Source organism: Paenibacillus lemnae (assembly GCF_012933385.1).
Taxonomy (GTDB): Bacteria; Bacillota; Bacilli; order Paenibacillales; family Paenibacillaceae; genus Paenibacillus_AQ; species Paenibacillus_AQ lemnae.
Genome location: NZ_JABBPN010000013.1, coordinates 71,538 through 86,003, shown reverse-complemented (window position 1 = coordinate 86,003; position 14,466 = coordinate 71,538). Strand labels below are relative to the sequence as shown.

Annotated in this window: 14 protein-coding genes, 2 pseudogenes and 1 riboswitch; all 16 genes and pseudogenes read right to left on the bottom strand. The window is 48.5% G+C overall.

What is annotated here, in order from left to right; genetic code table 11:
* Positions 1-45 precede the first annotated feature (45 nt).
* Positions 46-810, bottom strand: a complete 765-nt coding sequence (locus HII30_RS14325; protein WP_169505722.1) for a pseudouridine synthase — start codon at positions 808-810, stop codon at positions 46-48.
* A gap of 21 nt (positions 811-831) precedes the next feature.
* Positions 832-1,179 carry an N-acetylmuramoyl-L-alanine amidase gene (locus tag HII30_RS14320; RefSeq protein WP_169505721.1) on the bottom strand — a complete coding sequence of 116 codons (348 nt, stop codon included), beginning with the start codon at positions 1,177-1,179 and terminating at the stop codon, positions 832-834.
* A 98-nt stretch (positions 1,180-1,277) separates the two neighbouring features.
* Positions 1,278-1,811: a spore maturation protein gene (locus tag HII30_RS14315; protein ID WP_169505720.1), complete on the bottom strand. Its 534-nt coding sequence runs from the start codon at positions 1,809-1,811 to the stop codon at positions 1,278-1,280.
* Positions 1,805-2,461 (bottom strand): nucleoside recognition domain-containing protein, encoded by a 657-nt coding sequence (locus HII30_RS14310; protein WP_169505719.1) that lies wholly within the window; start codon positions 2,459-2,461, stop codon positions 1,805-1,807. Before HII30_RS14310 ends, HII30_RS14315 begins: the two co-directional genes overlap by 7 nt.
* 60 nt (positions 2,462-2,521) lie before the next feature.
* Positions 2,522-3,751 (bottom strand): D-alanyl-D-alanine carboxypeptidase family protein, encoded by a 1,230-nt coding sequence (locus tag HII30_RS14305; protein WP_169505718.1) that lies wholly within the window; start codon positions 3,749-3,751, stop codon positions 2,522-2,524.
* Positions 3,752-3,898: 147 nt separating this feature from the next.
* Positions 3,899-4,363: a GerW family sporulation protein gene (gene ytfJ, locus HII30_RS14300; RefSeq protein ID WP_169505717.1), complete on the bottom strand. Its 465-nt coding sequence runs from the start codon at positions 4,361-4,363 to the stop codon at positions 3,899-3,901.
* Between the two features lie 86 nt (positions 4,364-4,449).
* Positions 4,450-5,142, bottom strand: a complete 693-nt coding sequence (locus HII30_RS14295) for a DUF2953 domain-containing protein (RefSeq protein WP_169505716.1) — start codon at positions 5,140-5,142, stop codon at positions 4,450-4,452.
* A 124-nt stretch (positions 5,143-5,266) separates the two neighbouring features.
* The gene (gene scpB / locus HII30_RS14290) at positions 5,267-5,872 is read right to left on the bottom strand and encodes an SMC-Scp complex subunit ScpB (RefSeq protein WP_169505784.1); all 606 of its coding nucleotides are present in this window, start codon (positions 5,870-5,872) and stop codon (positions 5,267-5,269) included.
* The gene (locus HII30_RS14285; protein WP_169505715.1) at positions 5,841-6,632 is read right to left on the bottom strand and encodes a segregation/condensation protein A; all 792 of its coding nucleotides are present in this window, start codon (positions 6,630-6,632) and stop codon (positions 5,841-5,843) included. The genes scpB and HII30_RS14285 overlap by 32 nt, the downstream gene beginning before the upstream one ends.
* A gap of 65 nt (positions 6,633-6,697) precedes the next feature.
* The gene (ribH, locus tag HII30_RS14280) at positions 6,698-7,165 is read right to left on the bottom strand and encodes a 6,7-dimethyl-8-ribityllumazine synthase (RefSeq protein ID WP_169505714.1); all 468 of its coding nucleotides are present in this window, start codon (positions 7,163-7,165) and stop codon (positions 6,698-6,700) included.
* A 43-nt stretch (positions 7,166-7,208) separates the two neighbouring features.
* On the bottom strand, positions 7,209-8,450 hold the full coding sequence (locus HII30_RS14275; RefSeq protein WP_169505713.1) for a bifunctional 3,4-dihydroxy-2-butanone-4-phosphate synthase/GTP cyclohydrolase II: 1,242 nt from the start codon (positions 8,448-8,450) through the stop codon (positions 7,209-7,211).
* Positions 8,451-8,487: 37 nt separating this feature from the next.
* Positions 8,488-9,141, bottom strand: a pseudogene (gene ribE / locus HII30_RS21660) (riboflavin synthase); the annotation flags it as partial.
* Between the two features lie 63 nt (positions 9,142-9,204).
* Positions 9,205-10,299: pseudogene (gene ribD / locus HII30_RS21655) on the bottom strand (bifunctional diaminohydroxyphosphoribosylaminopyrimidine deaminase/5-amino-6-(5-phosphoribosylamino)uracil reductase RibD); the annotation flags it as partial.
* A gap of 262 nt (positions 10,300-10,561) precedes the next feature.
* Positions 10,562-10,721, bottom strand: a riboswitch (FMN riboswitch).
* A gap of 23 nt (positions 10,722-10,744) precedes the next feature.
* Positions 10,745-11,179 (bottom strand): peptidylprolyl isomerase, encoded by a 435-nt coding sequence (locus HII30_RS14260; protein ID WP_169505712.1) that lies wholly within the window; start codon positions 11,177-11,179, stop codon positions 10,745-10,747.
* Between the two features lie 174 nt (positions 11,180-11,353).
* Positions 11,354-12,685: a diaminopimelate decarboxylase gene (gene lysA / locus HII30_RS14255; RefSeq protein ID WP_169505711.1), complete on the bottom strand. Its 1,332-nt coding sequence runs from the start codon at positions 12,683-12,685 to the stop codon at positions 11,354-11,356.
* Between the two features lie 114 nt (positions 12,686-12,799).
* A complete protein-coding gene (locus HII30_RS14250) occupies positions 12,800-14,437 on the bottom strand; it encodes a spore germination protein (protein WP_169505710.1) in 1,638 nt (545 codons plus the stop codon).
* Positions 14,438-14,466: the final 29 nt, after the last annotated feature.

Sequence of the window (14,466 nt, the reverse complement as noted above, 5' to 3'; positions counted from 1 at the left end):
TTGTCATAAAATCGGGTACCCATTATGAAAATTATGTGTCAGGTTCTAGCGCTTTTTGCGGACTTGCCCTTCTGGTCTGGTGTTCTTTGCCGACAGCGCCATCATGCGCAGACCGTTGATTTCGTCAGGGGTCAGATGCCGGTAAACACCACGCTTCAGGTTCTGCAGCAGTAGATCACCATAGGAAATACGTTTCAACCGGATTACTGGATGAGAGATCGCATCAAACATTCTTCTCACTTGGCGGTTGCGTCCTTCATGAATCGTGATTGAAATGACTGCCTGCTTGTTGTCAGGATCCACATCCTTGTATTCTACCTCTGCCGGTGATGTCATTCCGTCATCCAGCATAACGCCCTGGCGCAGCTTGTCCAGTTCCGAACCATGCGGAACTCCCTTCACCGTAGCCAGATACGTTTTGGGTACATGGTACTTGGGATGGCTGAGCAGGTTGGCAAATTCACCATCGTTTGTAAGCAGCAAAAGCCCTTCCGTATCGTAATCCAGCCGCCCAATCGGATACACGCGTTCTTTGACGCCTTTTAAATAATCCGATACGATTTTGCGGCCTTCCGGATCGGAAGCGCTTGTAATGACACCCTTCGGTTTATTCAGCACAACATATACTTTCTTCTCATTCTTGATCGGCTTGCCCATGACGGTAATCATGTCTTCATCAGGATCCGCCTTCGTACCGAGCGCAGTTACGGTCTCTCCGTTCACCTGCACCTTTCCTCCCAGAATGAGTTCCTCGCACTTACGGCGGGATGCAATCCCGGCCTGTGCCATAATCTTCTGTAATCTTTCCATGTTCTTTAGGTCACCTCATCCCTAATGATACCCACCTGCAGGATAAATCACAAGCGCATTCCACGGGAAATTGGATCCAGGACATTGATCTCCATGCGGAAACAGATACAATGGCGAGATGGAGTACAGGCGGGAAAGCTCAATGATGATTTTGCTGGCTGCAAAAAGCTGTGTCTTTTGTTGAAGATCCATCAGTTCATAGCCCATATTAAAATCTCCTTCCAGACCTATAAAAATATACTCAGACTGGCGTAAAGTTGACAGCACCTCTACAGATCCGTCTTTTTTTATCATGAAATCCCAGTGCTCATGCTCATGCCCCTCTTCACTGCATGCCGTATGATGTATGACAAACCCTTCAAATTCCATGGAATCATCACTCCTGTTGATTTGGCATTGCATTAATGTATGACAAAGGAGCTTCCGAAGGTTTGGACTAATATCCCGCACAAAACAAAAAAGCCTGCTCATCCGAAGACAAACAGACATACGGCGATGGCCGCGACAAAACCGATCACATCGGAAAATAGTCCAACTTTGAGAGCATACCGCCCGTTGCGGATTCCTACAGCCCCAAAGTAAACGGTCAGAACATAAAGCGTTGTATCAGTACTTCCCTGAATGGTAGAGGCGATTCGTCCAATCATGGAATCCGGTCCGTACGTGTGGATCAGCTCTGTGGTATAAGCAAGGGAACCGGTTCCCGTTAGCGGCCTCAACATCCCTAAAGGCAAAATTTCACTTGGAACGCCAAGACCCTGCAAAAAAGGACCTGTCCATCCAACCAGAAATTCAAGCGCGCCTGATGCACGAAACACACTGATCGCCACCATCATACCTACAAGGTGAGGAATAATGGATATCGCAGTGGAAAATCCGTCTTTAGCACCATCCACAAACGATTCATACACCGGCACTCTTTTTGTATAGGCAAACAAAGGAATAAAGGCGATCAGCACCGGAATAGCCCATGTCGACAGGAGGTTTATCATTTCTAACAAGGAAGATCACCCTCTCCTCCGGTTTTGGTTTTTCCAAAAACGGATGACGGGCTCTGGGGCGGCTGTTTCGGTTTGACCGTAAACTTTCGGCACCACCTGTCAGCAGCAATGGCTGCCAAAGTTGCTACTGCCGTCGCAAGCAGCGTGGTTCCCACAATTTCTGCCGGATTGGATGAGTTATAATTCATCCGTATCGCAATAAGTGTCGTTGGAATCAGCGTAATGCTCGCCGTATTCAGCGCCAGCAGCGTACACATGGCCGGAGTGGCTGTCTCTTTATCCGGATTCAGTTTTTGCAGTTCCTGCATAGCCTTGATCCCCATCGGTGTGGCTGCATTGCCGAGTCCGAACAGATTTGCACTCATATTGGAAAGAATATAGCCCATGGCGGGGTGATTCTTCGGAACATCGGGAAACAAAAACCGAACGACAGGTCCCATCATCCTGGCCACTTTGGCGAGCAGGCCTGAATCTTCTGCCAGGCGCATTAACCCCAGCCAGAACACCAGCACACTGATCAAACCGAATGATACGGTGACACCGGTCTGCGCTCCGTCAAATGCTGCTTTTGTCACCTGATCGATATTTCCGTTTACTGCTGCGAATATAAACCCTGTTAATATCATTCCCATCCAGATGAAATTGATCATACCATCCCCCCGTTCTTGCAATTGCAATAGTGCTGTCTGCAGCCCGTAATCAAAGAGCCGTCAGGATGGGTCGCCAAACAATCGTTTCATTATCATTGCTGCGGCCTGCCCCAAGGAGAGTCTGTCTGCTGGCCTAGCTGCGGTCTCCCTGCTGTCTGCAGACGAATGTTCACCTCCGGGAAGAAGGCCTCCCTTGGCATATACAGGAACCCGGCCAAGAACACGATCGTTCAAGGTGATTTCAATGTATCCCCGCTTGCCAAAAGATAAATCCGGTACGGATATTTTGTGGAGCACCAGCTTTTTGACAACAGCAGCTTCTTCACTCGTATGCAGTGCGTACGAAAACTCTTTGCCAGTCATTAACGCCTGCCCCTGGATGCTTTGACCTTTTTGAATCATTGTCTTCAGCGGAAAATGTTCAAAACCATAATCCAAAAGATGAGCATGATCATTCCAGTCGTCACCGTCATTTAACGTTACTGCTGCAAGCTGCTGGCCATTACGGGTCGCTGAACTGACCAGACAGCGAAACGCTTTTTTGGTATAGCCGGTTTTCACACCATCTGCACCATCATATAAACGAAGCATTTTGTTTTTATTGCTCCATTTATAATCCCAGCTCTCATTCGGATTGGGTGCCGTTTTCTTTTCAGTCTTAACAATTTCACGAAATACGGGGTTCTGCAGCGCATATGCGGTAAGCCTGGCCATATCATTAGCCGTGGAATAATGGTCGTCATGATCCAAGCCGTGCGGATTCATAAAGTGGGAATGTTCCAGACCAAGCTCTTCCGCCTTTTTATTCATCAGCATGACAAATCCTTCTTCTGACCCTCCTACATGCTCAGCTATAGCAGAAGCCGCATCATTGCCGGAGCGGAGCATTAACCCGTACAGCAGATGCTCCAGCATCATTTCTTCGCCCAGCTTCAAAAACAGGGAAGAGCCCTCTTTTGCAAATGCATGTTTACTGACTTTCACCTGATCCTTCAATTTGCCGTGTTCGATCGCCACGATCGCCGTCATAATTTTTGTCAGGCTCGCAATTCGCATTCTTTTATCGCCTTCCTTGCTGTAAAGAAGCCGGCCTGAAGTAACGTCGATCAGTGCGGCCGCCTGGGCATGATTGGCTGGAGGTGCAGGCAAGGCAGCGTCAGGCGATGCCGCTGAAATCTGCGCTGCCGCATGTACGATATGGCTTTGTGGCACGATGGCTGTCCCTATACAGATCAGGGATGTCAATATGAGCAGGTACGGCCTCCAGGGCCGTTTGTTCAATCGCTTCATGGGTTTATCCTCCACTATCTGAAATCTTGTACAAGTATATGCAGCATTTGTCCGAGCTATGTCCGGGATTGATTCAGCAGTGTGCATAAAAAAACCCTCCGGATTTTAGCCGTGAGGGCAATTTTAGAAGATACACTTCTGAACAATTTAGTGGGAATTTTGATTTGTACTGCTGAAGTTGTCACTGCTGGTCTCGCGGCTGCCATTGTTTTGAAACATCGATTGAATTTGCTCCAGCAAATATGGAGTGGAGTCAATCAAGCGTTCGAACAGATGGGTCTGATTGTCCAGCGGCACGATGTGAACACCTTCTTTACCCACCACCAGAAAAGCGATCGGGCGAATCGAGACACCGCCGCCGCTGCCGCCGCCAAACGGCAGGCTGCGTTTGCTGCTTCCATGCTGGGCATCGTTTCCGCTGCTGCTGTAGTCGGAATTTGAATTGTAGTCGCTTCCGCCTGCAGCAAAGCCGAAGGCCACTTTACTGATTGGCAGGATAACTGTCCCATCCGGCGTGTTAACCGGATCACCCACAATGGTATTGACGTCAACCATGGCTTTGATGTTTTCCATGGCTGTTTGCATTAAGCCTTGAATCGGATGATCAGACATCGAGATTCCTCCTCTTTGGGTTATGAATGAAGACTTGCCACCGCTCTTGGTATTGTGTACGTAGACCCTGATTGATATGCATGGCACTAAACCTTGGACAGCATATGCTTCCATGTACGTAGTCCACCCTCAACTCTCCAAATACGGATCAACAGGCCGAATCCTGCGATCACAAGCCTCCAGACAGGCACACGGACAGTGCAATGAAAGGTGGTAGAAAAACTTGGCGGGCCGTTAAAATCCGGATAAATATGAATTTCCGGAGCACTTTTCAGTTTGAGATGAAAAGAAAGCCAGCCAAGAACGGTGTGCTTAAATCCCCAAAGTGTCCCTGAAGCTGTAGCGGTTTGAGCTGCATCATCCAGTGCAATATTGGATGACCACAAGACGGATGAGAGCTTGAATATTTTCATAGACTTCAGCAGCCATGTTTTGAAATCATCCGTTGCTTGAAGCAGTTTTTTGATGTCTTTCCATGAGAATCGACTGCCCTCCGATTCCTTGGTTTCCGATTCATCCCCTTCCGGCTGCCGGCGGCCAAAAAACGACTGTGGAAACTCCTCCTCCGAACTTCCATCCCCATCCTGTGCATCTCGAAACGGAACGGCAAAGCTCGGATTCCAAATTCCATACAAGGATTTGATATGAATCACGGCTTCCGTATTCCGGCCCGCCAGCATGATATGCGGGGTGATCGTGATGGTAGAGACTAATATCAGCACGCAAGCGATTAAAAGCAGCGCCAGCAAGGCGATTCCAATAATAATCCAGAATGTCATACCCAAACCTCCAAAGCATGTTAGGCAAGCTGTCTGGGTTAGTATGGCAATGTTGGCTTAAAGTGATACATTGCTGTTAAAACAAACAAAACCCGGGGTTATCCCCGGGCCTCATTCATCATAACTATTCATTTACATCATCAAAGGTCAGCTGCTGGTCATCCAGCTTGTTGAACAGAAGCTGGGTTTCCTCTTCAAGCGCATCTGCATCCGTCTCAAACTGGGAAGGTTCGGGCAGATCCTTGATGTGAGCCAATCCAAAATAGTCCAAAAAAGATTTCGTAGTACCGTACAGAATAGGTCTACCGATTGCTTCAGCACGCCCTACCTCGATGATCAGGCCTTTGTTGGTCAGCGTCTGTATCGCCCGCTCAGCCTTTACCCCCCGTATTTCCTCAATCTCTACACGAGTTATGGGCTGACGATAGGCAACAATGGCCAAGGTCTCCAGGGCAGCCTGTGAAAGCGATGATCTGGAGGGCGAATAAGCCAGCCTTTCAAAATAAGGAGCATGCTCTGCAAGCGTGGCGAGCTTGTAGCTGCCTGCGATCTGCATAATTTGTATCCCACGATGCTCGCTTTCGCAATCCCGTTTCATCTCATCCAGTGCATCCGAAATCAGCGCTGCAGGCTGCTCTGTAATTTCGGTCAGCTGCTTCATGGTCAGCCCTTCTTCTCCCGAAAGGAACAGCAGACCTTCAATAAGTGATTTCAGCCTCTGAAAATCCATCAAACTTGACTTCCCCTCTCCATTCCATCACGATGTCATCAAAAAGTTTCTCTTGAAAACACCAAATTTGTTTCATTTTCATCAATTCCAGGATCGCCAGGAACGTCACGACAATCTCATGCCTTACCATTTCTTCGTGCAGCAATTTCGAAAACAGCACTCTCCCGCCGGGACCTTCTGATTCCAAAATATGTACCACATCCCGGATCCGGTCTTTAACCGATATCTCATCCCGCTGAATCCGGGCATAAGAAGTCCTTTTGACGGCTTTGCTTAGCGCTTTATGAAAGGCAGCAATCAGATCAGCAGGCTGAAGTCCCTGCACAGGGTTTCCTTCCGCAACCGGCATATAAGGCGTGAGATCCTCCGGTTCTTTAGAATAAATCAGGCTCCGTTCCGATTCCCTCTCATGCAAATGCTCAGCAATCCCCTTATATTTACGATACTCGATCAAACGCTGAATAAGCTCCGCTCTCGGATCGACCTCATCATCCATATAAAAATCAAATTCATCCATCTCGATAACCGGAGGCTTGGGAAGCAGCAATTTGCTTTTGATCGACAGCAGCGTAGCTGCCATTACGAGAAATTCGCTGGTAATTTCAAGCTCAAGCTCTTTCATGTTCTGCAAATAAGCCATATACTGTTCGGTAATCTCACTGACGGGGATATCCTGGATATCAATTTCCGCTTGATCAATCAGATGCAGCAGCAGATCGAGCGGTCCTTCAAACGTCTCCAGCTTGTATAGTACGGTCACGCCAAATCCTCCCGCCGTAAAAATAAAATGCAGCGCCCGATAAAGGGCACTACATTAAATAAGCACTATTTTAGCTGTTTCGTCAAGTTCGCCATTTCAATTGCTGCCATCGCGGAATCCCAGCCTTTGTTCCCGGCCTTGGTTCCGGCACGCTCAATTGCCTGTTCGATGTTCTCTGTCGTTACGACACCGAAAATCGTCGGCACACCGGTTTTGAGGTTAATTGCCGACACGCCTTTGGCTACCTCATTGCACACATAGTCGTAATGTGTAGTTGAACCCCGGATGACGGTACCGAGTGTAATCACAGCATCGTATTTGCCGCTTTCCGCCATTTTTTGAGCAACTAGAGGAATTTCGAAAGCACCAGGCACCCAGGCAACATCGGTCTCATCATCTTTAACCCCGTGACGTTTCAACGCATCCAGAGCACCGCCCAGCAGTTTGGATGTAATAAATTCATTAAATCGTCCTACGACGATGCCGTAGCGAAGTCCTTCTGATACTAAGTTTCCTTCAAAATAATTAGCCATGATCATCAGCCTTCCTTTATATGGTTATATGGTTTCTTGGATATCAGCGATTCTGTTTCTCGTTCTGTTCAATATCATCAAAGGTCAGCAGATGTCCAAGCTTGCTCTGCTTCGTATGGAGATAACCACTGTTATCTTCATTTTCGGCCATTTGAATAGCCACTCTTTCCACAACCTCAAGTCCATAACCTTCCAACCCTTTAATTTTTCTGGGGTTGTTTGTCAATAAGCGAATTTTTGTGATTCCTAGATCCTTCAAGATCTGGGCACCAATCCCGTAATCCCGTAAATCAGGAGCAAAGCCGAGCTGTAGATTCGCATCTACTGTATCCAGCCCTTCCTCCTGCAGCTTGTATGCCTTCAGCTTGTTAATCAGACCGATCCCCCTGCCCTCTTGACGCATATACAGCAGCACACCATGGCCGGCTTCATGAATCTGACGAAGGGCCGCCTCGAACTGAGGTCCGCAGTCGCAGCGGTGTGAGTGAAATACATCGCCTGTCAAGCACTCGGAGTGCACGCGAACCAGAACGGGCTCATCACCATGTATTTCTCCTTTGACCAGGGCAACATGCTCTTTATTATCCACATCGTTGGTATAGGCGACAGCCTGGAACACGCCGAAGTCTGTGGGCATGCGTACAGACACTTCACGGTGAACAAGCTTCTCCTTGTCATTCCGATAATGGATCAAATCTTTGATACTGATCAGCTTGAGATTAAACTTGGTGGCAATTTCAGCAAGGTCGGGAAGCCGTGCCATGCTGCCATCTTCCTTGATCACTTCGCAGATGACGCCAGCGGGATATGAACCGCACATCCGGGCCAGGTCCACCGCTGCTTCTGTATGACCCGCTCTTCGGAGCACACCGCCGTCTTTGGCAATCAGAGGAAACATATGTCCCGGTCTGCGAAAATGAGCCGGTCCGCTTTCCGGATCCATAATTCCTTGAACCGTTACCGAACGTTCAAACGCCGAAATACCGGTCGTGGTTCTAACATGATCCACAGAAACCGTAAATGCCGTTCCATGATAGTCTGTATTCTGCACAACCATTGGCTTCAGATCCAGCTCTTCCGCTCTCTCGGCAGTAATGGGCAGACAGACTAGACCCCGGCCTTCTGTGATCATAAAGTTAATCACTTCAGGCGTTGCTTTTTCCGCCAGGGCAATAAAATCCCCTTCATTCTCGCGGTCTTCATCATCGACAACGATGATCACTTTGCCGTCTTTCAGATCCTGCAGTGCATCTTCAACACGACTGAACTCAAATTGCTCATCCACATCTGTCTCCTCCTTCTTTGATGGCCACAGCGGCTGTTTAAGAGAAACCGTGCTCAGCCAAGTACTCCATGCTAATGGAACTGCTTTTCGCTCTCTGACCGGCAGCCCGAGATCCGTATTGAAGCAGATGATCGACATATTTACCCAAAATATCATTTTCAATATTTACGGATTCCCCGGTCTTTTTTAAAGCCAGAACCGTTTCGGAAAGCGTATGTGGAATAATGGATACCGTAAAAGAAGCTTCCGTAGTACCAACCACCGTCAGGCTGATTCCATCCAGCGTCACCGAGCCCTGTGGAATGATATATTTAAACATTTCCGCATCATCAGGTGTAATTTCGTACACAATGGCATTTTGATCCGGGCGGATACGGGTGATGATTCCTGTCCCGTCCACGTGTCCCTGTACAATATGGCCGCCAAATCGCCCTCCGGCAGCCATTGCTCGTTCCAAATTCACCTTGCTTCCGGGCTGCAGTTCTTTCAAATTCGTATGCCTGTAGGTCTGAGGCATAACATCGACGGTAAACATGCCGTTCGCAATCGTTGTCGCTGTTAGACATACTCCGTTCACAGAGACACTGTCACCCAGCTTCAAATCGTCCATGATCCGGGAAGCGAGGATGCTCAGCACCATTGCTTCGCCTCTGCGTCCGATGACTCTCATTTCTCCGATTTCTTCAACCAGACCTGTAAACATGACCTCCCCCCCCTTGCACGAGTTTTCGTCAGACGGCCGCAGATCCTCCGTCCAAATCGGTTTACCCGAGATACAAATATTATCCTCCAGCTGCTCAATGGTAAGATCCTCCAGAAGAACAGCTTGGCTCATCTGCTCTACCCCGCTGAAGGTGAAACTGGAAGGAGCCCCTAGACCACCAACAATTTTAGGGGCAATAAAGAGAACAATCCGGTCCACGAGCCCGTTCTCCAGCATGGATCCGTTCAGGGTACCCCCACCTTCCAGAAGGATCGAACCGATTTCCCGTTCACCTAACTGAATCATGGCTTGATCAAGATCTACACGAGGGCCTGTTCCGCAGGTGAGGACTTCCACCCCTGATGCTTTTAAAGAGTCTGCTTTTTGTGAATCCCCCTGCTCCGTGGTCAAGATAATCACAGGCGAGAGTCCATCGTGAAGCAGGCGGCTCTCCAGCGGAATTCTGAGCTTGGAATCTACGATAATGCGTGTAGGATGAATGCCTTGTACAGGCAGGCGTGTCGTAAGCTGAGGATCATCAGCTATCAGTGTAGAAACGCCTACCATGATTCCTTGGTGACGATGCCTGAGCGTATGTACTCTTTCTCTGGCAGCTTCATTGGATATCCACTTGCTGTCACCGCTTTTAGAAGCGATTTTGCCATCCAGCGTACTGGCTGTTTTAAGCGTAATATAAGGTTTTCCTGTCGTGATGAACTTGATGAATGATTCATTTAAACGACGTGCACGATCTTCCATGAGGTGAACGTCCACTTGAATACCGGCTGCCCGCAGCATTTGTATTCCTTTGCCGGATACCTGTGGATTGGGATCCTCCATGGCCACAACCACACGCGCAACACGCTCGGCAATCAGCCTCTCACTGCATGGCGGCGTTTTACCGTAATGGCTGCACGGTTCCAGCGTAACGTAGACTGTACTTCCGGCGGCTTCTTCACCAGCCATGTTGAGCGCATGCACCTCAGCATGCGGTGTGCCCCGTTCCAAATGCGTGCCTACACCAGCAAGCTTCCCGTCTTTGACAATGACACAGCCGACCACAGGATTAATCCCGGTCTGTCCCTGTGCTCTTTCAGCCAAATCAAGGGCAAGCGACATATAGTATTCGTCATTAATAACCTTCAACCAGTAATCCCCCCGTCAAGTCTAGTATGATGCTCTGCCTCCTGTAGACGGCAAGCAAAAAGCCCTGTCTGGATACAGATCCAAACAGGGCATTAGGTACACGGGAGTGTGTTTATGAGATGACATATGATGCGTCAATTCAACATAAAGAAAAGCAGAGAAAGTGAAATACACTCTCAAAGCAAAACTTTGTGAAAATCAACACACATCAGAGTGGTTATCTCTGTAAGATGCGCAGGTCCCTTGCAGGTACCAGCACATTCTTCTCCTTCTCCCATCCAGACTATACTGTCGGTCCCGGATTTTCACCAGGTCCACCGGATCTACACGTGTAGTACCGGGTCACGGACTGAGTCATTCAGCCATTGACGGCTGATGACATCACCGCCGGTAGGGAATTTCACCCTGCCCCGAAGGAAATGTGCTATTTAATTGTATAGCGGACCTATTCTTCCCAGACTTTAACTTCTTTCATCTTGTCGCCTGGTTTCACATTGTTGACGAGCTCCATCCCGCTGGTGACTTTACCGAAAACGGTATGTACTCCGTCAAGATGCGGCTGTGGTGAGTACACGATGAAAAATTGGCTTCCACCCGTGTTACGGCCTGCGTGAGCCATCGACAATACGCCAGTCTCATGCTTTGTTGTGTTCGTTGCGGTCTCGCAGTCAATTGTGTATCCAGGACCGCCTGTTCCGTTCCCTGTCGGGCATCCGCCTTGAGCTACAAATCCCGGAATAACACGATGAAAGCTTAAACCGTTGTAAAAGCCGCTGTTCGCCAGTTTTTCAAAATTCGCAACGGTGTTAGGAGCTTCTTCGGGCAGAAATTGGATTTCTACAACCCCGCCGTTTTCCAGTTCAATGGTACCTTTTTTCATATTCCATTCACGTCCCTTTACTTTATATTTGCCGCAAGTGCGGCGAGTCAATATTCCCAAGTGTGGATCACGTAACCCATTGTATCTTATTATGAGATTCCTGTCCAAATGTCAAAGAAAAACAGGCCGCCGTCCTGTTGGTTCTGGCAGCCTGTTCCCTAAGCTTTATAGCTTTTACTTAAATACGGATTCCTTGGTGACCCGTTCAGGAACCACATCAAGGCGTACGATATCATTCAGGCTTTCACGACGGACAACCAGTTCGCTGCTGCCATCTTTAACAAACACAACCGCTGGCTTGCGAATCCGGTTATAGTTGCTGGCCATGGAATAGTTGTAAGCTCCTGTGCAGGATACAGCCAGCAGGTCTCCGGATTCAACCTTCGGCAGATCCAGATCCCAAATCAGCATATCGCCGCTCTCACAGCATTTACCTGCGATGGATACGGTCTCCTCGACCTTATCGTTAGCACGGTTTGCAAGGACCGCTTCATACTTGGATTCGTAAAGTGCAGGACGAGGATTGTCAGTCATTCCCCCATCTACTGCAACATACTTACGGACGCCAGGAATATTCTTGCTCGTTCCAACGGTGTATAACGTGGTTCCTGCATCCCCGACAATACTGCGGCCCGGCTCTACCCAAATCTCAGGAAGATTGTCACTGATTCCGGCAAAATGATTCTTCACGGCATCTGTAATGGCCTTCACGTACTGAGATACTTTCAAAGGAGTATCTCCCTCTGTATAACGGATACCAAATCCTCCGCCCAAATTCACAACTGTAAACGTAACACCCAGCTGCTCTTTAACCGAAGATGCAAATTCAGCAACCCGCTGAACCGCCATTTGGAAGCCTTCAACTTCGAAGATTTGGGAACCGATATGAGAATGCAGCCCAAGCAGCTGAAGATTAGCCTGCTCGGAAGCCAGTTTAATGGCGGTAAACGCAGATCCATTACCGATATCAAAGCCGAACTTGGAATCCGTCTGGCCTGTAGAAATATATTCATGGGTGTGTGCCTCTACTCCAGGGGTCACACGTAGCAGAATTTTCACATGAACCTGCTTCTCAGCTGCAATAGCCTGCAGAAGGTGAAGCTCGACTTCATTATCAACGACAAAGCAGCCGATTTTGGCATCAATCGCCATTTCAATCTCTTCAGGTGTCTTGTTGTTTCCATGGAAATGAATGCGCTCAGCCGGGAATCCTGCCTGCAGAGCGGTAAACAGCTCGCCATCAGAAACAACGTCAAGCGACATGCCTTCCTCTTCTGCGAGACGGCACATAGCCATCACACAAAATGCCTTACTGGCGTAAGCAACCTGGAAGTTAAGTTCAGAAGCTTTAAACGCTTCAATGTATTCACGGGCACGGTCTCTGACCGCCTGCTCGTCTACAATATAAAGAGGGGTTCCATACTGAGCTTTCAGCTCTGCTGTGTCACAGCCTCCGATTTCAAGATGACCCCGTTCATTGATTTTGCTAGTACCGTGTAAAAACATGCCTGCAATTCCTCCGATCAGTATTTAAAAAGTGATGTAATCGAATAATTGTACACAGTATAGCAGACAATGCCATCAAATAAAATGGATTTTTCGACACAACGTTTGTGTTAATCACGCTTCGTTTCCGTCCGGTTTCATCTCTGGTCCCATCTTGCTGTTATCTCTTGTTTTGTTTAGTGACGGTCTTTTTCTTGAGTACAGCAGCGGTTTGCGCAGAAGTACTTCACCCATAGACTTTGCACTAAATGGTATAAACGGCCACAGATAAGACGAGTTATAGGAACGGTGTGTAGCCAGCAGAAGAATAAGCAGCGTGGTCCCGATCACAAACCCCTTTACCCCAAACAGAGCGACCGCAATTAATAAAACCAGGCGGAAGGCCCGATTCGCCAGACCCAATTCATAACTCGGGGTTGCGAACATCCCGATCGCTGCAACAGCCATATAGAGCACGACCTCGTTCACGAAAAATCCGGTTTTTACCGCAATGTCTCCGATCAATATGGCTGCGATTAACCCCATTGCAGAGGACAAAGGGGTCGGTGTGTGAACCGCAGCAAGCCTCATTAAATCCACACCAAACTCGATGATCAGAAACTGCATAATAATGGGCAGCTTTGCATTTTCCTGAGGACCTAGAATCTCCAGCAGAGGCGGTTTAAGCTCCGGATGCACGACCAGCAGCATCCACAATGGCAGCAGAAACATGGATGCAAAAATGCCGCCGAAACGGATCCAGCGCAGATAGGTTCCCATAAACGGCGTCTGCCTGTTCTCCTCTGCATGCTGACACAGGTCAAAAAAAGTCGTCGGCATAATCATGACACTTGGTGATGTATCCACCATAACAACCACACGGCCTTCAAGGAGATGGGATGCCACAACGTCAGGCCGCTCTGAATATCGGACTAATGGATACGGATGCCATCCCCGATTGACAATGGCTTCCTCCAGCTGCTTGTCAGCGAGCGGCAGTCCTTCCAGGTCCAGCTTCTGTATTTTGTCCCGGATGGCTTCCACCTGAACTCTGTCGACAATATCGTCGATGAAAACAAGCCCGACATCGGTTTGTGTCCGGCGCCCCACCTTGATAATTTCGCAGTGCAAACCAGGGTCGCGCACTCTTCTTCGTACCAGATTAATATTCGTGAGCAGGGTTTCGGTAAACCCGTCTCGGGATCCGCGCACCACCCGTTCAATCTGTGGCTCATCCGGACTTCTTGAAGGATAGGTCCGTGTATCCAGAATGATGGCCCGGCCCTCTCCCTCAACGAATATTGCACTTTGTCCGGTCAACGATTCATTGATCGCCACACTCAGCTTGTTCGTCTCACTGACCTGTACATAAGGAATGTACTGGTTTTTGATGGCGTTTAAAGCGTGATTCTCTAAATCCTCTGGGCTAAGAAGTGTCAGGCGGTTTAATATCAGCGTGGTCACATCCGCATTGATCAGACCATTCACGAATAAAATGCCGGTTTCTTTACCTCCGATCACCATCTCCCGAAGAATGATATCGAACGACAGGTTCAGTCCCATAACCTCATCCAGCGTCTTTTTCAAATCTTTCATATTGGTCGGGATCTCATCTTTTCCCAGCCAATAGGCTACCGCTTCCGCTGTGTTGGCAGATGACTCTGCATATCTCTTCTTAAGATGTGCCTCTCGTTTTGCATCATTCATGACTTCGGTCGGCACAATCGGGATCTTTTCTCCATCGTTACCGGAATGATGTGTTTGGTCATCCATATGACTGCCCCCTCTTGTCCAGCATAATA

Bases quoted from the DNA above. Each gene is read 5' to 3' on its own strand.
- HII30_RS14325 (WP_169505722.1), bottom strand. From the start codon at position 810: ATGGAAAGATTACAGAAGATTATGGCACAGGCCGGGATTGCATCCCGC.
- HII30_RS14320 (WP_169505721.1), bottom strand. From the start codon at position 1,179: ATGGAATTTGAAGGGTTTGTCATACATCATACGGCATGCAGTGAAGAG.
- HII30_RS14310 (WP_169505719.1), bottom strand. From the start codon at position 2,461: ATGATCAATTTCATCTGGATGGGAATGATATTAACAGGGTTTATATTC.
- HII30_RS14305 (WP_169505718.1), bottom strand. From the start codon at position 3,751: ATGAAGCGATTGAACAAACGGCCCTGGAGGCCGTACCTGCTCATATTG.
- ytfJ (WP_169505717.1), bottom strand. From the start codon at position 4,363: ATGTCTGATCATCCGATTCAAGGCTTAATGCAAACAGCCATGGAAAAC.
- HII30_RS14295 (WP_169505716.1), bottom strand. From the start codon at position 5,142: ATGACATTCTGGATTATTATTGGAATCGCCTTGCTGGCGCTGCTTTTA.
- scpB (WP_169505784.1), bottom strand. From the start codon at position 5,872: ATGGATTTTCAGAGGCTGAAATCACTTATTGAAGGTCTGCTGTTCCTT.
- ribH (WP_169505714.1), bottom strand. From the start codon at position 7,165: ATGGCTAATTATTTTGAAGGAAACTTAGTATCAGAAGGACTTCGCTAC.
- HII30_RS14260 (WP_169505712.1), bottom strand. From the start codon at position 11,179: ATGAAAAAAGGTACCATTGAACTGGAAAACGGCGGGGTTGTAGAAATC.
- lysA (WP_169505711.1), bottom strand. From the start codon at position 12,685: ATGTTTTTACACGGTACTAGCAAAATCAATGAACGGGGTCATCTTGAA.
- HII30_RS14250 (WP_169505710.1), bottom strand. From the start codon at position 14,437: ATGGATGACCAAACACATCATTCCGGTAACGATGGAGAAAAGATCCCG.